Consider the following 20304-nt stretch of genomic DNA (forward strand, 5'->3'; position numbering starts at 1 on the left):
GCGCGCGGTTCGGTCTAGGCCCCGGCCAGCGTGCGTTCGGCCCGCGCGCGGGCTTGGGCCGCCAGATCCGGCAGGCCGGTCTTTTCATAGACCTCCCCCAGCATCAGGTTCAGCGGCACGCCATCGGGGTCATAGGTGCGGCGCATCTCAAGCACCTGCTGCGCGGCAGAGGCCCGTCCATCGCGCACCAGCGCGTCGAGGTGGATTTGCTCGAACAGGTCACGCTGCGCATGGCTGCCGCCGCATTCGGCCATGCGGGGCAGGGCCATGCCAAGCTCGCGGGTCGCCGTGGCCCAATCCCCCTTGGCATGGGCAGCGATGCCCCGGGCGGCGGGCAGTGCGACCTCGGCCCATGCGGCGTGGTCATGGGCGGCAGTCTCACTCGCGCGGGCATTGATCGCGCTGAGCATCTCTGCCGCCTCGGGCCGCCCGGTGCGGCAAAGGGCATAGAGATATTGCAGCGTCAGGAAGGGGCTCACCGTATCCGCCCCACGGGCCGCCACATGGTCGGCCACATCGCCCCAACGGTCGCCCACATCGACACCCGCGAATTCCATCCGCGCCAGCAGGGACACGGCGCCGACTTGGTCTTGGGAATAGTCCTTTTCCAGCCCCCAGATATGCTGGTCATAGGCGGCGCGCACATCGTCGTGACGGCCCTGCGACAGGTAGAACAGCGCCAGATGCCACCAATTGTGGCTCCGCATGAAGGAGTTCAGATCGCTCCACGTCTCGGCCACGCTTTCCATGAAACGCGCCCCTTCGGCGACGCGGCCTTGCGTTAGCATCACATGAGCAAGGGCGTGGTGCGCCCAAGGCTCATCATGGCGCAATTCCATCGCCCGGCGGGCAGCAGCCTCGGCCCGGTCGAGCAGATGGCATTGCTCATAACCAAAGGCGATCATGCCGTGGGTATAGGCAATGTCTTCGGCCTCGGGCAGGGATTTCAACGCCATGCGCAACATGCCTGCGGCATCGCCGGTGTTGAACAGGTGGTATTGCGCCAGTTTCAGCATCGCCAGATCGCGCGGCCATTTATCGGTGATGGCATCACAGGCGGCGACGAGGGCGGGCACATCGCTGTCGATCCAATGCCCAACGGCGCGGATCACTTCTTGTTCGCGAGCATTGGCGCCGGGGGCTGCCTTGGCGCGGTCCAGATAGGGGCGGGCCTTCTCAGGGGCGATGGGGTGTTCGAGGAACATCCACAAGAGTGCCGCATAGGCATTGACCAGCGGGCCATCGGGGTCGGCATCGGCGGCGGCGATGATGCCCGCGGCCTTGGGTTGGTAGGACAGGAAGCCGTGGATGAAGTCATTGATCGCCTGCAAGGTTTCCGGGCGGTCGGTAGAGGTTTCCAATCCGTAAAGGTCTTGTGTCATCTCGGGTCTCCGGCGGTGTCGTGGAATTGGCGCAGATGTTGGGCGACGGCCTCGGCGGCGTCCCAATGGATCGAATGGCCCGCCTCGGGCAGGGTGGTCTGGGTCACATCGGGAATTTCTGCAAAAGCCTTCTCGGCGGCGGCGCGGGGGATCAGCAGGTCTTCGGCCCCGTGGAGCACTTGGGTCGGGCAGGTCAGCTCAGCGGGCCGTACCGTGGGGCGGAAACCGCGCAGCGCTTCGAGTTGATGGGCCATGGCATCTGCGCTCTGTGCATGGGGATAGGCCAGTGCTGCGGCGAGGGCGGCCTCGGTATTGTCAGGATCGGTGAAGAAACCGGGGGCGAAAATCCAAGGGTAGAGCGCGCGCAGCCAAAGCTGCTCCCCTTCTGGCGCGCGGCGCACGGCGAGCAACGCATCGAAGACTGCCATGGTCCGGGGTGCGCGAACTGGGGCGGAGGCGAGGATGCTCAGCGCTCGAATGCGACCCGGCGCGAGGCCAAAAAGCTCCATCGCCATCAGCCCGCCCATCGAATGGCCGACAACGTGAAAGGTGTCATGCCTCAGGTGATCCATCAGCGCCAGCGCATCCCGCGCCATCTGCGCGACGGAGGTTTCGGCGTTCCAAGGGGTCGTGCGCCCGGTGCTGCGGTTGTCGGGCCGGATCAGGGTGAAGTGATCGGAAAGCAAAGGGTCCAGTGCGCCCCAACTCGCGCTGTCGCTCAGCATCCCGGCTAGCATCAAAAGCGGCGGGCCGCGCCCGTCGACCTCGTAGTGAAGTGAGATATCGGAGAGGGGCAGATCAGGCATTCAACGTGCTCCAACAAGGCAAAAGATCCCCATCGGCGGGGGTGGCCGCATAGATGGCGCGGGCGATGGCGCGCGACAGGCAGAGGGCCGCGGCATGGCCGATCATCGCCACATCCCCCGCAGGCCGCGCCGCGGTGGAGAGGGAGAAGACCAGATCGCCGTCATTGGGCATATGCGCAGGCACCACGGCGCGGGCGATGCCGTCATGGGCCGCCACGGCGACGCGCTGGCATTCGGCCTTGGTCAGCGTGGCGTCGGTGGCGACGATGGCGATGGTGGTATTGGCGCGGGCCGACATGGCCGCCATCTTGCGGCTCTCGAAGCTCAGCCCCAGCCCGGCGGATGGGTCGGGGCCTAGCCCGCCGAACTCTCCGTCGATCTCAAAGGGGGCGGCGTGGAAATAGCGGTCGCCGGGGGTGGTGACGGCGCCCACCGGATTGGCCCCGACAAGCGCGCCGACCGTGCTGCCATCGGGCAATTGCAAACTGGCGGAGCCGAGGCCCCCTTTGACCATCGCGCTCAGCGCGCCGGTGCCCGCGCCGACAGAGCCTATTTGAAAATCTTCGCCCGCCGCTTCCAAGGCTTGGCGGCCAAGATCGGCATAGGGGTTCTGCGCCCAATCCTTATCGCCGCCGTTCAGCAGATCGAAGAGGATCGCGCCGGGCACCAGCGGGATCAGCGCGTCCCCCACGCGAAAGCCGCGGCCCTGTGCGCGTAGGGCATCCACCACCCCCGAACAGGCATCCAGCCCATAAGCAGAGCCGCCCGAGAGCACCAGCGCATCGACCGCCGCGACGGTTTTGTCGGGGGCCAGCAGGTCTGTCTCTCGCGTGCCGGGCGCGCCGCCCATGACGTGGACAGAGGCGGTGAAGGGCGCGTCGCCGATCAGCACGGTGCTGCCGGATTTCAGCCGCGCATCCTGCGCATTGCCCACCTTCAGCCCTGCCACATCGGTGATCAGGTTGCGCGGGCCGGGACGCATTGGCGCGCTCATGGCAGGCTCTTCACGTGAAACATCCCCGCAAGGGTGCGCATGGGGCAGGGGGCAAACAAGGGCATCGTCACTCCGGCGTTGATTTCGGGCGGAGTTTGCGCGCTTCCCCGGCGGATGCCAAGGGCCGAGGTGGGACAGGATGCCCCCGCCGGAGGGACGCCATAAAAATGGGCGCGCAGGTTGCCCCGCGCGCCCGATCCATCCGGTGTGACCGCTTGGTTTACTTCTGCTCTTCGGCGACAGCGGCGGCGACGGCCTCTTCAAAGATGGCGAGCCCCTCTTCTACGATGGCGTCGGAGGCTGTCAGCGGGACCATCACGCGCACGGCGTTGCCATACATGCCACAGCTCAGCAGCAGCAGGCCGCGCTTCAGCGCATGGGCGATGACCCGTTTGGTGAAGTCGGCATCGGGCTTGGCGCTGTCGAAGTCGGTCACGAACTCAACGGCGACCATGGCCCCAAGGCCACGGATGTCCCAGAACCGGAAGGGGGCGGAACGCTTGCCAATCTCGGCAAAGCGGGCTTTGAGCGTGTCGCCCATCGCGGTCGAGCGGGCCAGAAGACCTTCGTCTTCGATCGCCTCGATGGCTGCCAGTGCCGCAGCGCAGGCCACCGGGTTGCCGCCATAGGTGCCGCCCAAGCCGCCGGGGTCCATAGCGTCCATCACATCGGCGCGGCCAATGACACCGGCCAGCGGATAGCCACCTGCCATGGATTTCGCCACGGTGATCAGGTCTGGCACCACGCCGGAATGCTCGATCGCGAACCATGTGCCGGTGCGGCCAAAGCCCGCCTGCACTTCGTCAGCGATCAAGAGAATGCCATGCTGGTCACAGATCGTGCGCAGCTCTTGCATCATTTCGAAGGGCACGGGGGTGTAGCCGCCTTCGCCAAGCACCGGCTCGATGATGATCGCGGCGACACGTTCGGGCTGGGCATCGGTGAGGAAGAGGTTTTTCAGCCCGGTCAGCGCGTCCTGCACGGTGATCCCGTCGCGGACAGAGGGGAAAGGCGCGCGGAAGACATCCGCGGGGAAGGGGCCGACATCTTTCTTATAGGGCGTGACCTTGCCGGTCATACCAAGCGTCAGCAGGGTACGGCCGTGGTAGCCGCCGGTGAAGGCGATGACGCCCGGGCGGCCGGTGGCGGCGCGGGCGATTTTCACGGCGTTCTCAACGGCTTCGGCGCCGGTGGTGACCAGCAGCGTCTTCTTGGGCGCGTCACCGGGGGCGAGCGCGTTCAGCTTCTCGGCCAGTTCGACGTAAGGCCCGTAGGGCACGACCTGAAAGCTGGTGTGGGTGTAGTGGTCTTCCTGCGCCTTGGCGGCCTCGACCACCTTGGGGTGACGGTGCCCGGTGTTCAGCACGCCGATGCCGCCGACGAAGTCGATGTAGCGGTTGCCTTCCACGTCCCATAGCTCGGCGTTCTCGGCATATTTCGCGTAGATCGGCGCGGCGGAGGCGACGCCGCGCGGCACGGCGGCATCGCGGCGCGCGATGAGGTCGGCGTTGGTCTGACCGTCGGGCTGGGTCGCTGGGTTGGTTTCGACCACGGAGATCTGCGGCGCGGCTTTGGCTTTGGCCGCGGATTTCCGGGGTGATTTCTTGACGGTGCTGGACATGGAACAGATACCTTATTGCGAAAGAGAGGGGGCAGTGACGTGTCGTTTAAAAAATCCATATTCCGTTTAATATAATTGTCAATCGCGATCGCAGCCTCTATCTAACAATTCCCGTGACCCCCCGGTTGACCCAAGGCCGTGCCCCGTAGCGGCGGCGCGGGGGCCTACAAAGGACAAGCCATTGAACGTCGGCGATAAACTCAGAGCGATCCGCAAGAAACACGGGCTCTCCCAACGGGAGCTTGCGGCCAAGGCCGGGCTGACCAATGGCACGATATCGCTGATCGAAAAGAACCGAACCAGCCCCTCGGTCGCGTCGCTCAAAAGCCTGTTGGACGCGATTCCCATCAGCATGGCCGAATTTTTCGCGATTTTAGAAGAAGACGACAGCGCCAAAGTCTTCTACCGCGCGGAGGAGTTGACCGAGATTTCACCAAGTCATCAGGGCGGCGTATCCCTGCGTCAGCTGGGCAGTGCCGCGCATCACGCGCTTCAGGTTTTGCATGAAACCTATGAGCCCGGCGCCGATACCGGACCTGAGTTTCTGAGCCATGAGGGCGAAGAGGCGGGGGTCGTGGTGCGCGGGAGCATCGAAGTAACGGTGGATGGCGCGGTCAGCTTGCTTCATGCCGGGGACGGATATCTGTTCGACAGCCGCCTGCCGCATCGGTTCCGCAACACCGGGTCCGAAAGTTGCGAGATCGTCAGCGCCTGTACCCCGCCCAGTTTTTAAAAAAAGGTGCCCCATAAATATCGACCGCCCCGAGCATTCTGCTCGGGGCGGTCGATAGGGGGTGTCAGGTCTTAGTAGTCTGACCGGTAGTTCGACCTTTGGGTCTCCGGTTGCTGTTTTTCGCGCCCGGTGCGGTCCTCATCCGGGTGAAGTTCCCTTCGGCCCGTGGTGAGGGCAAGGATGATGACCGCCGCTAAGGTCAGGATGGTCAGACCGCCGAGAAAAAGCTCCGTGGTCATCTCCGTGTTCCTCTTTAGCACTGCGTTTCAGGTGCTCAACCGCGCGCAGGCCAAAGGGTTCCGACAAATTTTTCGCCTATGACGAGTCTGTGATCGGTCCGCCACGTTTTGGGCCAGATTCCATTGGGGCTTTGGGGCCTCAGTAATCGTAGATCATTTTACTGTCGGTCGGGACGTGGAAGTTCACCCTGATCTGATAGATGTCGTCGTTGGTTTCGACCTCGACCTGGCCGTTCAACTGGCGGGTAAAGGCTAGGATCAGACGCGAGCCTAGCCCGGTGCCGGACTTCACCTCTTCGGGGTTGCCGATGGTGTTGCGCACTTCGAGCATCGCCTGCTCTGGCCCGGTTTGGATCAGTTTAAGCGAAATAAAGCCTTTGCCATGTTCGACTGTCGAGACGTATTTAAGCGCATTGGTCAGCGCCTCAGAGACCAGCAGGGTCAGCGGCGCGGCATCGTCGGCGTCGATCTTGATTGGCTCGAAGGACTGTTCGACCTTCACGCCAGAGCCGGAAGGCAAGCCGACTGAGAGCATCTGGCCCACAATCTCACGCAGCAATTCGCTGGCATTGACGCGGACCAGATCGTCATTCTGATAAAGGTTCTTATGCACCGTGGCGAGGCTGAGGATACGGTCTTGCAACCGGCGCAGCACGAAACGCGCATCTTCGCTTTTGGCCTGCCGGATCTGCATGTTCATGATCGAAGAGATCAGTTGCAGGTTGTTCTTAACCCGGTGATGCACCTCTTTCAGCAGGATGTTTTTCTGCCGAAGGCTGTCTTCCAACGTCGCCTCGTCCCGCAAGATGGATTCCGCCATGCCAACAAAAGCAGACTCCATCTCGACCAATTCGGTGGGAACCGAGGGGCCGAGTGTCCCACGCGGCAGGGTGCGGTTCAGCGCGAAGCGCCGCATCTGCCGCCCGAGCTTGCGGATATGGTTGATCGCCAGACGGTTCAGCGCCCAGAAGGCCACGATAAGGCTCGCCAGCCACATGACGATGGGCAAAAGCGCGCTGAGGCGGGTCGAAACGCCGGTGTCCAAAAACGGGGTGTTGCTGGGCCAAACGCTAAGCGCGAAGACCGTGTCGGGCACGATCGGCACGATCACATAGGCGCGTTCTTGGCCGTCGGAATTTTGCGAAAGAAAGACATTGGGCTCTTTGGTGGTCAGCAGCGACAGGGCGACATCGTTGGGATATTCCGTCTTGGCCACCTCAAGCCCGTTTTCGGTGGTAAGGATATGACCCATCTTATTGAGGGTCATCATCGCAACGCTGCTGTGTTTGGACTTGGGCTCGCGGATCGCGTTGATGGCATCCTCGGGGATGCTAAGCGCCATGAAGCCGATCAACTCGCGCTCTTCGTAGACCGGCGCGTTGATCAGCGTGACCACTTGGTTGCTGACCGCCCCCTGCAACACTGGCATCGCGCGGCGGACGGGGTTTTCCAGCAGGGTCTGGAAATTCTCATCCTGCGAAAAGTCATGATCCTGCCCCGTGGAGGAGCAGGTCATTTGTCCGTCTAGCCCGATGAAACCCACAAGCGAATAAATGTCTGACGCCTGTTTGTATTCCCTAAGGAAGGCCGTGCATTCCTCGGGATCTTCCCGCCTGAGCCGCACGATGGCGGTGAGCGCTTCTGCCGCGCCAAAGGCCTCTTGGATCACCCGGCGTTCCGCCGCGGAGGCTTGTTCCGTGACGGCGATCAGCGATAGCTCCGCGCTTTGGCGACTTTGATCCGCGATCTGCCGTGTCTGTACAACCGCGATCAGCCCGATGGGCAAAAGCGCGAGAGACAGGAACAGCAGGATACGGATCGTCAGCCCACGCATCAGATCACCGCTGAAGAAGCCAGATGTCATATTTAGAAAGAGGAAACTTTAGATGCGGATAGGACAGACATTGTTGCGTCATCGGTCATTTCAAGCGACTCGTCGTCATGGTGACCCAGCAGTTCGGCAAGGCGGGCACGCGCCCGGTTGGTGCGGCTTTTGATGGTGCCAACAGCGACCCCACACATTTCCGCGGCCTCTTCGTAAGAGAAACCGGAGGCCCCGACAAGAAGCAGCGCTTCGCGTTGTTCGTCCTTCAAAAGAGCCAGTGCCTTGCGGAAGTCGGTCATCTGCATGTGGCCATCGTGCGCGGGCTTTTCGGCCAGCCCATCGGTCAGCACGCCATCCACGTCCGAGACTTCGCGCTTCGCCTTGCGGCGCGAGGAATAGTAGGTGTTGCGCAGGATCGTGAAGAGCCAAGCACGCATATTTGTGCCTTCTTGGAACTTTTCGATGTTGGTCCACGCCTTGACCAAGGTATCCTGCACCATGTCGTCTGCCGTGGCACCATTGCGTGTCAGGCTGATGGCAAAGGCCCGCATGGCCGGCAGATGTTCTACCAGCTCGTCGCGCGGATCGGGACGGGTCATCATGACGTTCCTTTTTCTGAATCCTGTTCCTTCAACTTCTGAAGCAGATCCTTGAAACGATCAGGGATGCCTTCTTCGAGCGTCTCATCGAAGACCCGTTTGAGGTTGTCGTCGATGACGCGCTCGCGCTCGTCCTTGTTTCCTGAATTCACTAACATCACCTCTGGCATCGTCGTCTCGTTTGAATAATTATGCATGCATACTGGAACCAAACACAATGTCGACGTGTTTGGTTCCAAGAAAAGTAAAAAGGATTCGACTAGATGAACGATGCGACACAAAAGACCAGCATCAGCGATGAACTGGGAGCCAACATCCCCTACCTTCGCCGGTTCGCGCGGGCGATGACAGGCAGCCAGACCAGTGGCGACACCTTTGCCGCGGCAGCCCTCGAAGCCATCTTGGTTGATCGCTCGGTGCTCGATGGAGTAGATACAAAGACGGGTCTTTTCAAGGTTTTGTACGGTATTTGGGCCAGCGCAGGTGCCCCGGTCGAAGAGGGCGAAAGCGGCCCGCGGGCCAAGGCACAGCGCCATCTTTCCAGCCTCACGAACAACAGCCGTGAAGCGCTTTTGCTGCACACGATCGAAGGCTTCTCTCACGGGGAAATCGCCAAGATCATCGGTGTGGATGAGGCCGAAGCGGGCGAGTTGATCCAGATCGCCCATCGCGAAATGGCCGACAGCACCTCGGGTTCGGTGATGATCATCGAAGACGAAGCCATCATCGCGATGGACATTGAATCCATCGTGGCCGAGATGGGCCACCGGGTGACCGGCATCGCCCGCACCCGCGAAGAGGCGGTGAAACTGGGCAAGGCCGATGTGCCGGACCTGATCCTCGCCGATATCCAGCTGGCCGACAACTCATCGGGCATCGACGCGGTGAACGACCTGCTGAACGAGCTGGGCATGCGTCCGGTGATCTTCATCACCGCCTTCCCCGAGCGTCTGCTGACCGGCGACAAGCCCGAGCCTGCCTTCCTGATTTCCAAACCTTATTCGGTTGATCAGGTCGTCTCGGCCGTGTCGCAAGCGATGTTCTTTTCCTCCACGGAAACGCTCAACGCCTGAAGCTGAGCCGCGAAAACAGGGTTCCCCGCGCGCAACGTCGCGCAGGGAACCCTTTGCATTAAAAGCGCGTGCCGCCTAACATCACCCAAACATTCAGGAGGCCCGCATGGCCAAGACCACAACCGCTGCCGCAAAAGAGGTGACGATTGACGATCTGTCGGATCAGATCGCACTTCTTAAAAAAGACATCGCATCGCTGACCGAAACCCTGGGCGACTATGGCAAGGCCAAGTCGGAAGAGATGCGGGACAATGCCCGCAATGCGGCGAATGATTTCGCCGATACGGGGCGTCTCAAGGCGATGGAAGTTCAGCAACAGGCCGAGGAATTCCTCAAGGCCCAGCCCGGAACCGCTTTGGGGATTGCCGCAGGCATCGGTTTCCTCGTCGGTCTTGTGACGGCCCGCCGCTAAATGCTGTCTTCGGTGATGCAACATCTGCGCGGCTCCCTGCGACGGGCGCTGCGTACCGCCATGCTCAGCGCCGGGGCCGTGCTTTTTTTGCTGATCGGCCTGCTGTTTCTTACGCTGGCGGCGTGGCTTTACCTCATCACCGTCACCACAGCGCTCACCGCCGCGCTGATCCTCGGCGCGTTTTATTTCGGTATGGGCTTTCTCTTGCTCGCCATCGCCGGGTCAGATGGTGAGGCCGCGGCGCAGCCGTCCCGGCAAGAAGACCCCGCCGCTTCCGATCATGATGGCCTGAAGAACCTGGTCATGGCATTTCTGGCTGGCATAACCGCGGGTCAGAAAGCGCGCCGTTAATAGCGGCCAGCAGGTTGCTGCTGGAAAACGGGCGGGTGATGAATTTCAACCGCTCGCCCACCTTCGCCAGCCGTGGCGTATCGTTCATGATGCAGATGATCGGAAACCACTCCTGCAAGTTCGACAGTTCCGACAGATGCTGCTGCAACTGTTCGCGCCGCAGCGACAGGACCGCGAATTCCGTGTCGTTGACGTTGTCCACCAAGACGCTGAGATCAAAGCTTTCCAATACTTCAATTTGAGATTGCGGAAACGCGGCAGAAAGCGTTTCATTTATGTCTGAACAGACCAATGGGTCCGGTTCGTAGATCAAGATCGACATGGTCTTCCCCCGGGTAAGCAAAGTCGCCGGTGTAGGGGGTGCGCAAAACGCGCGCATTAAACTAAGACATATGAAGGCAAATTTTATCTAATGACGACACAATGCCGCTATTGCCCCCTTCGGCGCAAGGATGCCTTCCTGCCGATGTCGAAAGAAGAAGTGAGCTTCATGGAGAAGTTCAAGTCGGGTGAGTTGACCGTCGAACCGGGCACGCCGATCCTGCTGGAAGGGTCGAACTCGCCCCAGCTTTACACGGCGCTCACCGGAATGGGCATCCGCGACAAGACGCTAGAGAACGGCAGCCGGCAGGTCATCAGCTTTGTCTTCCCCGGCGATTTCATCGGGCTACAGGCAGGCATCATGGGCGAAATGGGCCATTCCGTCGAAGCCCGCACCCATATGCGGCTCTGCGTTTTCAACCGCAGTGAGTTCTGGAACTTCTTCAAATCCCACCCCGAACGCGCTTTTGACATCACTTGGCTGGCCGCCATCGAAGAGCATTTCATGGGCGAAGTCCTCGCCACCATCGGCCAACGCACCGCGATGCAGGCCATCGCTTGGGCGATGGTCAAGATTTTCGAACGCGGCCAGTCGCTCGGGATGGTCACCCACAACCAGATGCTGCTGCCCTATTCCCAACGCGATCTGGCCGATGCGCTTGGCCTCTCGGTGGTGCACACCAACAAGACCCTCGGCGCCCTGAAGGAGCGTCAATTGCTGTCATGGTCCGACAGGGTGCTGCAAATCAACGATCTCGCCGCCTTGGCGAAAGAGGGGATGACCGATCCGGAAAGCCGCCAAAAACGCCCGCTGCTCTAACCGTCAGTCCTGCGCCAGATCGATATAGGTATCCGCCGCCTCCGCCCCGCGCTGACCCCGCGGTTTGGCCGGGCCGACGGTGCTGTCAGGCCGCGTCCGCCGCTCCACCTGCGCGTTCAATGCGGCCCCAAACAAGATCAAAAAGCTGCTGATCCAAAGCCAGATTAACATCGCGATCACCGCCCCGATCGAGCCATAGACCTGATTATAGTTGCCGAAATTGGCCACATAATAGGAAAAACCGATGGAGAGCACCGCCCAAGACAGCACCGCCAAAATCGCCCCGCTGCTGAGCCAAGGCAGCCGCGCCGCCCGCCGGTTCGGCCCAAAGCGGTAAAGCACCCCAACCCCAGCAAACAAAACCACCGTCGCCACGGTCCAACGCAAAAGGTCGGCCACCGCATTGCCAAAGGGGCCAAGCGGGATGAAGGCCAGAATGATCGGCGCGATCACTACCGCCAGCAGCGCCACGATGCCGACCGCCACAAGGCTCACCGTCAGAAGCAGGGCATGAAGGTAGTGTTTCGCGGCATTGCGGTTGCGCTCATTGTAAACGGCGTTCAATCCGATCACCATCGCCCCCACCCCGGCCCGGGCGGACCAAAGCGCCACCAGCAATGACACGATACCGGCCCAACCCAATGTATCGGCCCGCGCGGTGACCAAGCCGGTCACCTGCGTATTGATGATGTCATAGACATCATCCGGCAGCAGTCCGCGCACTTCCTCCAATTGGGCGACGACGACGACAGGGTCTGAAATCAACCCCAAAAGCGCGATCAATGCGGCCAGCGCCGGAAACAGCGACAACATGGCGAAAAACGCCACCCCGGCCGAGATCAGCGCAAGGTTGTCCTCCGCCGCCTGTTTCAGGCTCGCCTTGAAAGCATCCCAATAGATCGCCGGTCGGGTCGGGGGTCTGCGCAACACCAATGCCATTCCTCTCAATTCGGCCCCGCCATTGATCGGGACCGCTTTGCCTCAACTGTCCTCCACATCGTCGCGGACCTGGCCCCAAGCAACAAGGGTGAAGACCACCGTGCCGCCGATGATGTTGCCCACAAGCACCGGCAGGAAGAAGCCAAAGATCGCCTGACCGACCCCCAAGCCGCCATGCAGGATCAGCGCGGCCATCTCGACCGAACCCGCGACGATATGCGTGAAATCCCCCGCCGCAATCAGCCAAGTGAAGGTCAGGATCAGGAAAAAAGCGGTCTCATCCGCCTGCGGAAGCATCCAAACGATCAGCGCCACGATCACGCCCGCCGGAATGCCCCGCCAGAAAGCCTCCGACACCCCCATCCCGGTGGCATGTTCCGAAAGGCTGATAATGGCGGGCAGAATGTTTTCTGGAATCGCAGGCGTATAGATAAATAGCGCCGCCGCCGCAAAGGCCCCGACGACATTCGCCCCCAATACAACACCCCAAAGCCGCAACAGGCTGCACAAAACACCCAAACTACGCTCCTGCATCAGCGGCAAGACGGTGGTGATGGTGTTCTCGGTAAACAACTGCATCCGGCCCATGATGACCGCGATGAAACCCAAGGAATAGCCAAGGTTCTCTAGCAAAAACCGCCACTCCGCATCCGGCAGATAGGTCCGGAAAATCGCCTCGCCCAAGACAGAAAGACTGATCAGCATCCCCGCGGAAATCCCCGACCAGATCAGCGAACGGTTGGTTCGATTCAACTCGTCGCGCCCCTCGCGCCGGATTACCTCATAGATCAGCTTGGGCGACAGCGCCGCCGCATCACTGACAGAGCGTTCTTCCGCCTCCTCCTGCACAGCAGAGGTCGGGGGTTTCTTCTGGATCAGTGGGGCCATTCGCGTTCTTCCTGAAATTCATGGACATGATGAACATAGCCCGCCCCGACCATCTGCACAGTAAAAAGACCGCAGCCCCATGCCGCACCACCAGCGGCCCTGTCGAGCCTCCCCCCTTCACCTTCATCCTTTCTCAAATACCGATCCCGCACTCTCAACCAGCCGGATCAGCCGTGTTCATTCCCACCGGCCCGCAAGGCCAACCCCTCAACAATCGCCGTCAGCGCCGCCCCCCGATGCAGTTCCGCCCGGGGAAACCGCGCCCGCATCTCCTCTTCGACCACCGCCATCAGGCTCGACCCGCCGACAAAGATCAGCCGGTCCACTGCCTCGGGCGCGAGGCCTGCCTTCTGCGCCGTCGCCTCTGCCGCGTCCCCCATCTGGACGGCGAGCTTCGACAGCCGCTTGCGCATCCAATCGCGAGGCAGGGGCAAGGTCGCGCGGGGTTTGAGCATCGACAGGTCGATCACCGGTTCAGCATCCCCCGCGTCGCCCGCCCCGTTGGCACGGATTTTCCCCGCTTCGACAGCAAAGGCGAGGTCATGACCAAGCTCTTCATCAAGCACTTTGACCAAGCGAGCCAGACGTTTGGGATGTTCGGCGAACTTATGGAGTTCCGCCGCCGCCTTACGGGTCTCCGGCCCATAGAGAAACGGGATCTTCGCCCAAGTGGCCAGATCGTTAAAGATCGCATTGGGCGCGATATGTGTGTCACCCCCGAAAGCGTGGCGAATTTCGCTGCCCATGCCAAGCTGCGGCATCACCCGCCCGATCGACAGGGACCGGTCGAAATCGGTCCCGCCCAGCCGAATGCCGTGGCTTTCCAGAATGTCGATCTCATCATTCCCGCGCTGCCGGAACAACGTGAAATCCGAGGTGCCGCCGCCAATATCGATGACCAGCCCCAGATCCCCGGGACGCAAGGCCGCGCGATTGGCAATTGCGGCGGCTTCGGGTTCGTTCATGAAGTCTACGTGATCGAAACCCGCCCGGCCATATGCCTCGCGCAGGTCTGTCAGGGCTTGTGCATCGCGGGCGTCATCGGCGGAATGAAAGCGCACCGGACGCCCCGAGAGCGCACTGTCGAAGTACATTCCCGTGGCGGCTTCGGCCTGCGTTTTGACCCGTGCCAGAAACCGCGCCACGATGTCGATAAAATCGAGCCTTTCGCCCAAAAGCACCCTTCGTTCGCGCATCAGCCGGGTGCCAAGCAGGCTTTTCAACCCGCGCATATAGCGGCCCTCTGCCCCGGCCAGCAGCGCGTCGGATGCCGCGGCACCGATCCGCATTTCCCGCGCCTCGAAATCAAAGAAGACCGCCGTCGGAAGGGTCTGTGCCTCGGCCTCCAGCGAGATCAGTCGCGGGGTGCCGCCGATGGCGATGCCCGCCGCGGTGTTGGAGGTTCCGAAATCAATCCCCAGCGTGGCCATGATGTTCTCCTGATGCCTTTTCACGGTCGGCCGATGCGCGGCGCGCCCGTGCAAAGCACCCGCGATACCCTTCTCGCGCGCGCTTGGCAACGAAGGCTGGCGTGCCGCGTGGCTTTTGGCTAGCCTCGCAAAAAAATACACCAATATGGGAGACTTTCATGAACCGTTTGAACCGCTTGATGACCGGTGTGGCCAGCGCCGCATTGGTCGCTGCCGCCACGACGGCCCTTGCCAAGGACGACATCACCGTCGCCATGCAGCTTGAGCCGCCGCATCTCGATCCGACCTCCGCCGCTGCGGGCGCCATCGACTCGGTGCTATATACCAATGTTTTCGAAGGGCTGACCCGCTTCATGGGCAATGGCTCTGTCGTGCCCGGGCTGGCGGAATCTTGGGAGATTTCCGAAGACGGTCTGACCTATACCTTCAAGCTGCGCGAGGGGGTCACCTTTCACGATGGCACCACGATGGATGCCGAGGATGTGAAATTCACCCTCGACCGGATCAATGCCGAAGACAGCGCCAACGCGCAAAAGGCACTTTATTCCGCAATCTCCGAGGTGAATGTCATCGATCCCCAGACCGTTGAGGTCAAACTGAGCGAGCCGAACGGCAACATGCTTTTCAACCTCGCCTGGGGCGATGCGGTGATCGTGGCGCCGGAATCGGTCGAGACGATCAAACAGACCCCAATCGGCACCGGCGCTTTCAAATTTGAGAACTGGAACCAAGGCGACAAGATCACCCTGACCCGGAATGAAGACTATTGGGGCGAAGCGCCTGCGCTGGCCAGCGCGACGTTCAAATTCATCTCGGACCCGACAGCGGCTTTCGCCTCCGTCATGGCCGAGGATGTCGATGTTTTCACTGGCTTCCCCGCGCCCGAGAATATCCCCCAGTTCGAAGCCGACCCGCGGTTTCAGGTTCTGATCGGCTCGACCGAAGGGGAAACGATCCTGTCAATCAACAATCAGCGCGAACCTTTCGATAACGTCAAAGTGCGCGAGGCCGTGGCCCATGCCATCGACCGGCAGGCGATCATCGACGGCGCGATGTTTGGCTATGGCACGCCCATCGGCACCCATTTCGCACCGCATAACCCGGACTACGCCGACCTGACGGAGATGAGCAGCTACGATCCCGAGAAATCCAAAGCGCTGCTGGCCGAGGCCGGTTTCCCCGATGGGTTCGAGACGACATTGCACCTGCCGCCCCCATCCTACGCCCGCCGCGGGGGTGAGATCATCGCCGCGCAGCTGGCCGAGGTTGGCATCAAGGCGCAGATCACCAATGTCGAATGGGCGCAGTGGTTGGAAACCGTGTTCAAGGGTAAGGATTTCGGCCTGTCGATTGTCAGCCACACCGAGCCGATGGACATCAACATCTATGCCAACCCGGACTATTACTTTCAGTATGACAATGCCGAATTCCAGTCTCTGATGACCGAGTTCAACAAGACCGCCGACCCCGCCGCGCGGAGCGAGATGCTGGCCAAGGCGCAGCGTATCATCGCCGAAGACTATGTAAACGGTTACTTGTTCCAGCTCGCCTTCCCGACGATTGCCAAGGCTGGTGTCGAAGGGCTTTGGGTGAACGCACCGACACAGGCGACCGATCTGACTGGTGTCAGCTGGGCGGAGTGATCTGAAAGGATCATGTCGAGACACTAAAAAAGGGCGCGCCGTGAGGCGCGCCCTTTGTAATTATATGCGAAGACCTATTAGTCTTTGCCACGCATGCCAGCAGCGGCTTCGCTTACCAGCGCGTCAGGGTTCTGGTTGCAGACGACCATGAAGTCTTCCATTTCCTGCTGCATGTCCGTGTCGGCCATCACGTCGGCGTCTTCGGAATCTTCAACGGCTTTGGTGTTGTCGATCAGGGAATCTTCGGCCTCTTCGGAATCTGTCGCTTCTTCAGCGGAGATGTCGCTCGGCTCGGAACCGTCGCTCTTGGTTTCGGTGATCATGGAGCCACCGTGGCCGCCATCTTCCAACTCGGCGATTGCCATGGAAGCGACTTTCATTTTGTCGTCATCGCTGAGTTCTTGGTACTGCGCGCAGGTCATGGTTGCCATATCCATGTGAGCAGCGGCGAAGGCGGGTGCGGAAACGGTGCCTAGAAGGCCGGCGATCGCAAGTGTTTTCAAAGTCGTTTTCATTTTCATTCTCCAGTTTTGTCTGTTCTCCCGAAGACAACACCGCATAACGGATATGGTTCCAGCGCATAGCAATAAGGCACAGGAAAACCGCGTTCTGAGCGTATAAGGCTCTGTCATTGCTGGATTCTTTCGATAGCGGTCCAGCGCGGAAATCACAGCGGCACTTAAAAAATCAGCATTTTTGTCCTTCTTGCCGGGGAAACTGCACGCGGGCTCTGGACCCTCCCGAGCGTGCCGCCTAACCTCCGCGCTATGTTGCGCTATGCGTTGAAAAGATTTCTCTCCTTGCTCATCAGTCTCGCGGTTGCGTCGCTGGTGATTTTCATGGTGATCGAGGTCGCCCCCGGCGATCCGGCCTCCTTTATGCTGGGCTTGAATGCCCAGCCCGAAACGCTGGCCGCGCTGCGCAGTGAACTGGGGCTCGATCAGTCCCGGCCAGAGCGTTATCTGGAATGGGTCGGTGGCATGTTGCAGGGGGATTTCGGTACCTCCTACACCTATCGCACCCCGGTGACCGAGATGATCGGCGACCGGCTTTGGGTCTCTGTGCCATTGGCGCTTTATGCGCTTTTCCTCTCTGTCATCGTGGCCTTTCCGGCGGGCATCTATGCCGCCTCGCGCCGCGGTAGGGCGGGGGATGTGGGCGTGATGGGGGCGACGCAATTGGGCGTGGCGGTGCCGAACTTCTGGTTCGCCATGATCCTCGTGCTGATCTTTTCGATCAATCTGCGCTGGTTTTCGGCAGGCGGTTTCGTCGGTTGGGACAAGGGGCTTTTCGCCGGGCTGCACGCGCTGACCCTACCTGCCATCGCGCTGGCTTTGCCGCAGGCGGCGATCCTCGCACGGGTCATGCGCTCGGCCCTGCTGGATGTGCTGGGCGAAGATTTCATGCGCACCGCGCGGGCCAAGGGGCTGACGGCGCGGCAGGCGCTTTGGCGGCACGGGCTGCGCAATGCGCTGATCCCGGTGCTGACCATCATCGGGCTGCAGTTCTCCTTCCTGCTGGCCGGGTCGATCATTATTGAGCAGGTCTTTTACCTGCCGGGGCTCGGGCGGTTGGTGTTTCAGTCGATCTCGGCACGAGACCTGATCGTGGTCGAGTCGGTCGTGATGCTTTTGGTCTTTTCGGTGATCTTGGTGAACTTCCTTGTCGATCTGGCCTATGCCGCCGTCGATCCCCGGTTGAGGGCCCGCGCATGAACCGCAACCTGTTCCTTGGGGCCGTGCTGACCTCGGTCTTTCTGCTGGCCGCGCTGATCTCCTTTGTCTGGACACCCTATGACTATGCCGGGCTTGATATCGCGAACAAGCTGCGCAGCCCGTCGTTGGCGCATCCGATGGGGACGGATCACTTTGGCCGCGATATTCTGAGCATGATCATGGTCGGCGCGCGCACCTCTATCGCCGTGGCGCTGGTGGCGGTGGGCATTGGCATGGGCGTGGGGGTGCCGCTGGGGCTTTGGGCTGCGGCACGGCGCGGCAGCCTTGTGGATGAGGTCATCATGCGCGGCAATGATCTGGTCTTTGCCTTTCCGGCCATTGTCATCGCCATTCTGATTACGGCGGTCTTTGGCGCCGGGGCGATCAATGCGATCATCGCCATCGGCATCTTCAACATTCCCGTTTTCGCGCGCATCACCCGCGGTGCGGCGCTGTCGCTGTGGCAGCGGGAGTTCATCATGGCGGCACGGGTGGCAGGCAAATCCGCGGCGCGTATCTCGTTCGAGCATATCCTGCCCAATGTCGCCAACCTGCTGATCGTGCAGGGGACTATCCAATTCTCTCTTGGCATCCTCGCCGAGGCGGGGCTGAGCTATGTGGGCCTCGGTGCGCAGCCGCCGGTACCCTCTTGGGGCCGGATGCTGGCCGATGCGCAGACCATGGTCAGCATCGCGCCGCATATGGCCCTGATGCCGGGTTTCGCAATCATCCTGACGGTGCTGGGGCTGAACCTGATGGGTGACGGGCTGCGCGACCTGCTTGATCCCCGCCTGAGGGTGGCACGCACATGACGCTTCTTTCTGTCTCCAACCTTTCGCTCTCTATCCACGGGCTGCGCATCCTCGACGGGGTGACCTTTTCCGTCGCACCGGGAGAGATCGTGGCCGTGACCGGGGAAAGCGGCTCTGGCAAGTCGATGACCGCGCTGGCGGCGATGCAGCTGCTGCCCAAGGGCGCGACGACGACCGGGCATATCATGCTGGGCGAGGACGATCTGACCCAGATGGACGAGGCAGCGCTTTGCGATATGCGCGGCAATGACATCGGCATGGTGTTTCAAGAGCCGATGACCGCGCTGAATCCGGTGCAGACTATTGGCCGCCAAGTCGCCGAAACGATCCGCGTGCATGAGCCGAGCGTCTCCCGGGCCGAGGCCGAGGCCCGCGCCGCCGATACGCTGACCCGCGTCGGCCTGCCCCAAGACCGCTTCCCCCTGTCGCGCTATCCGCATGAGCTGAGCGGTGGGCAGCGCCAGCGGGTGGTGATCGCCATCGCCATCGCCCTGCGCCCCCGTCTGCTGATCGCCGATGAGCCGACCACCGCGCTGGATGTCACCACGCAGGCGCAGATCCTCGCCCTGCTGACGCGTTTGGCGCGCGAAGACGGCATGGGGCTGTTGATGATTACTCATGACCTTGCCGTCGTGGCGGATATGGCCGACCGGATCATCGTCATGCGCAAGGGGCAGATCGTTGAACAGGGGGATACGCAGGCCCTGCTGCACAACATGCAGCACCCCTATACCAAAATGCTTTTCGACGCCTCCCGCCATGAGGTGAACCTGCCCGCACCGCCCGCGCCTGAGCCTCTGCTAGAGGTCAAAGGCGTCTGCCGCGACTACCATCTGCCGCGCAAGAAACTCTTCGGCGCGCCCGGCACGTTCCGCGCGGTGGACAACCTCAGCTTTACCCTGAACCGGGGGGAGCGTTTGGGGCTGGTCGGGGAATCCGGTTGCGGGAAATCGACCCTGACCCGGGCGATTTTGGGGCTGGAGCCGGTGCAAGAGGGCAGTATCACTGTCGATGGCCAGCCGGTCTTTACCGGGACGCAGCCGAACCTCGCCGTGCGCCGCAAGATGCAGGTTGTGTTCCAAGACCCTTTCGGTAGCTTCAACCCGCGCCACCGGGTCGACCGTTTGGTGACCGAGCCTTTCCACCTGCTCGACACCCCGCTGCAGGGGGCCGACCGAACCCGCGCGATCGACGAAGCCTTGACCGCCGTGGGACTGCGCCCGGCGGATGCACGGAAATACATTCACGAATTCTCCGGCGGGCAGCGCCAGCGGATCGCCATTGCCCGGGCGCTGATCATCCGGCCCGAGTTGATCCTTTTCGATGAGGCGGTCAGCGCGCTTGATGTCTCGGTCCGGGCGCAGATCCTTGATCTGCTGGCCGATCTTTGCAGCCATTATGACCTGACCTATCTCTTCATCTCGCATGACCTGTCGGTGGTGCGCACGGTGACAGATCGCGTGCTGGTGATGCAGTCCGGCAAGATCGTCGAGGCGGGAGAGACCGCGAAGGTCTTTGACGCGCCGCAGCACGCCTATACCAAATCGCTGATCGCCGCCGCGCCGGTTCTGCCTGACCTGCCCCAGCCCGTCGGCTAGGCTTTGCGGCCCTTTGTGTCAGCCGCATTGATTGCGATGAAAAACCGACCTAACGTGAAATCGGGGATTCCCGCCACAGGGGCATGTCTGCTCGCGGTCTGAA

22 protein-coding genes are annotated in these 20304 nt (G+C 61.5%); 9 read left to right on the plus strand and 13 right to left on the minus strand.

The features are described from left to right. Nucleotides 1-14: 14 nt before the first annotated feature. The 4 genes from ACGYLD_RS06460 to gabT form a co-directional block, all read right to left on the minus strand. A complete protein-coding gene (locus tag ACGYLD_RS06460; protein WP_271692721.1) occupies nt 15-1382 on the minus strand; it encodes a tetratricopeptide repeat protein in 1368 nt (455 codons plus the stop codon). Continuing rightward, nucleotides 1379-2188, minus strand: coding sequence for an alpha/beta fold hydrolase (locus ACGYLD_RS06465; RefSeq protein ID WP_394401718.1), 810 nt, complete (start codon nt 2186-2188; stop codon nt 1379-1381). Before ACGYLD_RS06465 ends, ACGYLD_RS06460 begins: the two co-directional genes overlap by 4 nt. Further along, nucleotides 2181-3170 (minus strand): P1 family peptidase, encoded by a 990-nt coding sequence (locus ACGYLD_RS06470; protein ID WP_271693872.1) that lies wholly within the window; start codon nt 3168-3170, stop codon nt 2181-2183. Before ACGYLD_RS06470 ends, ACGYLD_RS06465 begins: the two co-directional genes overlap by 8 nt. A gap of 232 nt (nt 3171-3402) precedes the next feature. Next, nucleotides 3403-4803 (minus strand): 4-aminobutyrate--2-oxoglutarate transaminase, encoded by a 1401-nt coding sequence (gene gabT / locus ACGYLD_RS06475; RefSeq protein WP_271692723.1) that lies wholly within the window; start codon nt 4801-4803, stop codon nt 3403-3405. 181 nt (nt 4804-4984) lie between these two features. Between gabT and ACGYLD_RS06480 the strand changes: the two genes are divergently transcribed. Continuing rightward, complete coding sequence (locus ACGYLD_RS06480; RefSeq protein ID WP_209216952.1) at nt 4985-5536, plus strand: cupin domain-containing protein; 552 nt, start codon at nt 4985-4987, stop codon at nt 5534-5536. Between the two features lie 71 nt (nt 5537-5607). Here ACGYLD_RS06480 and ACGYLD_RS06485 read toward each other — a convergent pair whose 3' ends face one another. The 4 genes from ACGYLD_RS06485 to ACGYLD_RS06500 all read right to left on the minus strand — a co-directional run bounded on the left by ACGYLD_RS06485 (nt 5608) and on the right by ACGYLD_RS06500 (nt 8369). Next, nucleotides 5608-5775 carry a hypothetical protein gene (locus tag ACGYLD_RS06485; protein ID WP_271688683.1) on the minus strand — a complete coding sequence of 56 codons (168 nt, stop codon included), beginning with the start codon at nt 5773-5775 and terminating at the stop codon, nt 5608-5610. A gap of 139 nt (nt 5776-5914) precedes the next feature. Then, the gene (locus ACGYLD_RS06490; RefSeq protein WP_271692724.1) at nt 5915-7639 is read right to left on the minus strand and encodes a sensor histidine kinase; all 1725 of its coding nucleotides are present in this window, start codon (nt 7637-7639) and stop codon (nt 5915-5917) included. A gap of 2 nt (nt 7640-7641) precedes the next feature. Next, the gene (locus ACGYLD_RS06495; protein ID WP_067264157.1) at nt 7642-8199 is read right to left on the minus strand and encodes an RNA polymerase sigma factor; all 558 of its coding nucleotides are present in this window, start codon (nt 8197-8199) and stop codon (nt 7642-7644) included. Further along, entirely contained in the window at nt 8199-8369 is a 171-nt protein-coding gene (locus ACGYLD_RS06500) for a NepR family anti-sigma factor (RefSeq protein WP_197470876.1), read from the minus strand. Before ACGYLD_RS06500 ends, ACGYLD_RS06495 begins: the two co-directional genes overlap by 1 nt. Before the next feature lie 93 nt (nt 8370-8462). Here ACGYLD_RS06500 and ACGYLD_RS06505 point away from each other — a divergent pair, with 93 nt between their 5' ends. From ACGYLD_RS06505 to ACGYLD_RS06515, 3 genes are all read left to right on the plus strand, one after another. After that, entirely contained in the window at nt 8463-9272 is an 810-nt protein-coding gene (locus tag ACGYLD_RS06505; RefSeq protein ID WP_067264155.1) for a response regulator, read from the plus strand. A gap of 106 nt (nt 9273-9378) precedes the next feature. Continuing rightward, nucleotides 9379-9684 carry a YqjD family protein gene (locus tag ACGYLD_RS06510; RefSeq protein ID WP_067264153.1) on the plus strand — a complete coding sequence of 102 codons (306 nt, stop codon included), beginning with the start codon at nt 9379-9381 and terminating at the stop codon, nt 9682-9684. Nucleotides 9685-9699: 15 nt separating this feature from the next. Then, a complete protein-coding gene (locus tag ACGYLD_RS06515) occupies nt 9700-10035 on the plus strand; it encodes a phage holin family protein (protein ID WP_271692725.1) in 336 nt (111 codons plus the stop codon). Here the strand turns inward: ACGYLD_RS06515 and ACGYLD_RS06520 are convergent. Beyond that, on the minus strand, nt 9986-10357 hold the full coding sequence (locus ACGYLD_RS06520; RefSeq protein ID WP_271692726.1) for a hypothetical protein: 372 nt from the start codon (nt 10355-10357) through the stop codon (nt 9986-9988). The genes ACGYLD_RS06515 and ACGYLD_RS06520 overlap by 50 nt on opposite strands. 90 nt (nt 10358-10447) lie before the next feature. On the opposite strand from ACGYLD_RS06520, the gene ACGYLD_RS06525 reads away from it, so the two are divergent. After that, entirely contained in the window at nt 10448-11176 is a 729-nt protein-coding gene (locus ACGYLD_RS06525) for a Crp/Fnr family transcriptional regulator (protein ID WP_271692727.1), read from the plus strand. A gap of 3 nt (nt 11177-11179) precedes the next feature. Here the strand turns inward: ACGYLD_RS06525 and ACGYLD_RS06530 are convergent, their stop codons facing one another. The 3 genes from ACGYLD_RS06530 to ACGYLD_RS06540 all read right to left on the minus strand — a co-directional run bounded on the left by ACGYLD_RS06530 (nt 11180) and on the right by ACGYLD_RS06540 (nt 14433). Then, on the minus strand, nt 11180-12115 hold the full coding sequence (locus tag ACGYLD_RS06530) for a YihY/virulence factor BrkB family protein (RefSeq protein WP_394401723.1): 936 nt from the start codon (nt 12113-12115) through the stop codon (nt 11180-11182). A 42-nt stretch (nt 12116-12157) separates the two neighbouring features. Beyond that, the gene (locus ACGYLD_RS06535) at nt 12158-13003 is read right to left on the minus strand and encodes a formate/nitrite transporter family protein (RefSeq protein WP_168612603.1); all 846 of its coding nucleotides are present in this window, start codon (nt 13001-13003) and stop codon (nt 12158-12160) included. Nucleotides 13004-13170: 167 nt separating this feature from the next. Continuing rightward, the gene (locus tag ACGYLD_RS06540; protein WP_271692729.1) at nt 13171-14433 is read right to left on the minus strand and encodes an Hsp70 family protein; all 1263 of its coding nucleotides are present in this window, start codon (nt 14431-14433) and stop codon (nt 13171-13173) included. A gap of 158 nt (nt 14434-14591) precedes the next feature. On the opposite strand from ACGYLD_RS06540, the gene ACGYLD_RS06545 reads away from it, so the two are divergent. After that, nucleotides 14592-16076: an ABC transporter substrate-binding protein gene (locus tag ACGYLD_RS06545; protein WP_271692730.1), complete on the plus strand. Its 1485-nt coding sequence runs from the start codon at nt 14592-14594 to the stop codon at nt 16074-16076. Nucleotides 16077-16153: 77 nt separating this feature from the next. On the opposite strand, the gene ACGYLD_RS06550 is transcribed toward ACGYLD_RS06545, so the two are convergent. Continuing rightward, entirely contained in the window at nt 16154-16597 is a 444-nt protein-coding gene (locus tag ACGYLD_RS06550; protein ID WP_271692731.1) for an HdeA/HdeB family chaperone, read from the minus strand. A gap of 246 nt (nt 16598-16843) precedes the next feature. On the opposite strand from ACGYLD_RS06550, the gene ACGYLD_RS06555 reads away from it, so the two are divergent. From ACGYLD_RS06555 to ACGYLD_RS06565, 3 genes are read left to right on the plus strand one after another with little or no spacing between them, the layout of a single operon-like run. After that, on the plus strand, nt 16844-17791 hold the full coding sequence (locus ACGYLD_RS06555) for an ABC transporter permease (protein ID WP_271692732.1): 948 nt from the start codon (nt 16844-16846) through the stop codon (nt 17789-17791). Beyond that, the gene (locus tag ACGYLD_RS06560; RefSeq protein WP_067268208.1) at nt 17788-18603 is read left to right on the plus strand and encodes an ABC transporter permease; all 816 of its coding nucleotides are present in this window, start codon (nt 17788-17790) and stop codon (nt 18601-18603) included. The genes ACGYLD_RS06555 and ACGYLD_RS06560 overlap by 4 nt, the downstream gene beginning before the upstream one ends. Continuing rightward, nucleotides 18600-20201, plus strand: a complete 1602-nt coding sequence (locus tag ACGYLD_RS06565; protein WP_271692733.1) for an ABC transporter ATP-binding protein — start codon at nt 18600-18602, stop codon at nt 20199-20201. The genes ACGYLD_RS06560 and ACGYLD_RS06565 overlap by 4 nt, the downstream gene beginning before the upstream one ends. Nucleotides 20202-20304: the final 103 nt, after the last annotated feature.

The sequence above is a fragment of the Sulfitobacter sp. 1A12056 genome (assembly GCF_043558125.1).
Classification (GTDB): domain Bacteria; phylum Pseudomonadota; class Alphaproteobacteria; order Rhodobacterales; family Rhodobacteraceae; genus Sulfitobacter; species Sulfitobacter faviae.

What these genes read in the sequence shown, in the direction of transcription:
- ACGYLD_RS06460 (WP_271692721.1), bottom strand. Translation starts at nt 1,382, where the DNA reads ATGACACAAGACCTTTACGGATTGGAAACCTCTACCGACCGCCCGGAA.
- ACGYLD_RS06465 (WP_394401718.1), bottom strand. Translation starts at nt 2,188, where the DNA reads ATGCCTGATCTGCCCCTCTCCGATATCTCACTTCACTACGAGGTCGAC.
- ACGYLD_RS06470 (WP_271693872.1), bottom strand. Translation starts at nt 3,170, where the DNA reads ATGCGTCCCGGCCCGCGCAACCTGATCACCGATGTGGCAGGGCTGAAG.
- gabT (WP_271692723.1), bottom strand. Translation starts at nt 4,803, where the DNA reads ATGTCCAGCACCGTCAAGAAATCACCCCGGAAATCCGCGGCCAAAGCC.
- ACGYLD_RS06485 (WP_271688683.1), bottom strand. Translation starts at nt 5,775, where the DNA reads ATGACCACGGAGCTTTTTCTCGGCGGTCTGACCATCCTGACCTTAGCG.
- ACGYLD_RS06490 (WP_271692724.1), bottom strand. Translation starts at nt 7,639, where the DNA reads ATGACATCTGGCTTCTTCAGCGGTGATCTGATGCGTGGGCTGACGATC.
- ACGYLD_RS06495 (WP_067264157.1), bottom strand. Translation starts at nt 8,199, where the DNA reads ATGACCCGTCCCGATCCGCGCGACGAGCTGGTAGAACATCTGCCGGCC.
- ACGYLD_RS06500 (WP_197470876.1), bottom strand. Translation starts at nt 8,369, where the DNA reads ATGCCAGAGGTGATGTTAGTGAATTCAGGAAACAAGGACGAGCGCGAG.
- ACGYLD_RS06505 (WP_067264155.1), top strand. Translation starts at nt 8,463, where the DNA reads ATGAACGATGCGACACAAAAGACCAGCATCAGCGATGAACTGGGAGCC.
- ACGYLD_RS06510 (WP_067264153.1), top strand. Translation starts at nt 9,379, where the DNA reads ATGGCCAAGACCACAACCGCTGCCGCAAAAGAGGTGACGATTGACGAT.
- ACGYLD_RS06515 (WP_271692725.1), top strand. Translation starts at nt 9,700, where the DNA reads ATGCAACATCTGCGCGGCTCCCTGCGACGGGCGCTGCGTACCGCCATG.
- ACGYLD_RS06520 (WP_271692726.1), bottom strand. Translation starts at nt 10,357, where the DNA reads ATGTCGATCTTGATCTACGAACCGGACCCATTGGTCTGTTCAGACATA.
- ACGYLD_RS06525 (WP_271692727.1), top strand. Translation starts at nt 10,448, where the DNA reads ATGACGACACAATGCCGCTATTGCCCCCTTCGGCGCAAGGATGCCTTC.
- ACGYLD_RS06530 (WP_394401723.1), bottom strand. Translation starts at nt 12,115, where the DNA reads ATGGCATTGGTGTTGCGCAGACCCCCGACCCGACCGGCGATCTATTGG.
- ACGYLD_RS06535 (WP_168612603.1), bottom strand. Translation starts at nt 13,003, where the DNA reads ATGGCCCCACTGATCCAGAAGAAACCCCCGACCTCTGCTGTGCAGGAG.
- ACGYLD_RS06540 (WP_271692729.1), bottom strand. Translation starts at nt 14,433, where the DNA reads ATGGCCACGCTGGGGATTGATTTCGGAACCTCCAACACCGCGGCGGGC.
- ACGYLD_RS06545 (WP_271692730.1), top strand. Translation starts at nt 14,592, where the DNA reads ATGAACCGTTTGAACCGCTTGATGACCGGTGTGGCCAGCGCCGCATTG.
- ACGYLD_RS06550 (WP_271692731.1), bottom strand. Translation starts at nt 16,597, where the DNA reads ATGAAAATGAAAACGACTTTGAAAACACTTGCGATCGCCGGCCTTCTA.
- ACGYLD_RS06555 (WP_271692732.1), top strand. Translation starts at nt 16,844, where the DNA reads ATGTTGCGCTATGCGTTGAAAAGATTTCTCTCCTTGCTCATCAGTCTC.
- ACGYLD_RS06560 (WP_067268208.1), top strand. Translation starts at nt 17,788, where the DNA reads ATGAACCGCAACCTGTTCCTTGGGGCCGTGCTGACCTCGGTCTTTCTG.
- ACGYLD_RS06565 (WP_271692733.1), top strand. Translation starts at nt 18,600, where the DNA reads ATGACGCTTCTTTCTGTCTCCAACCTTTCGCTCTCTATCCACGGGCTG.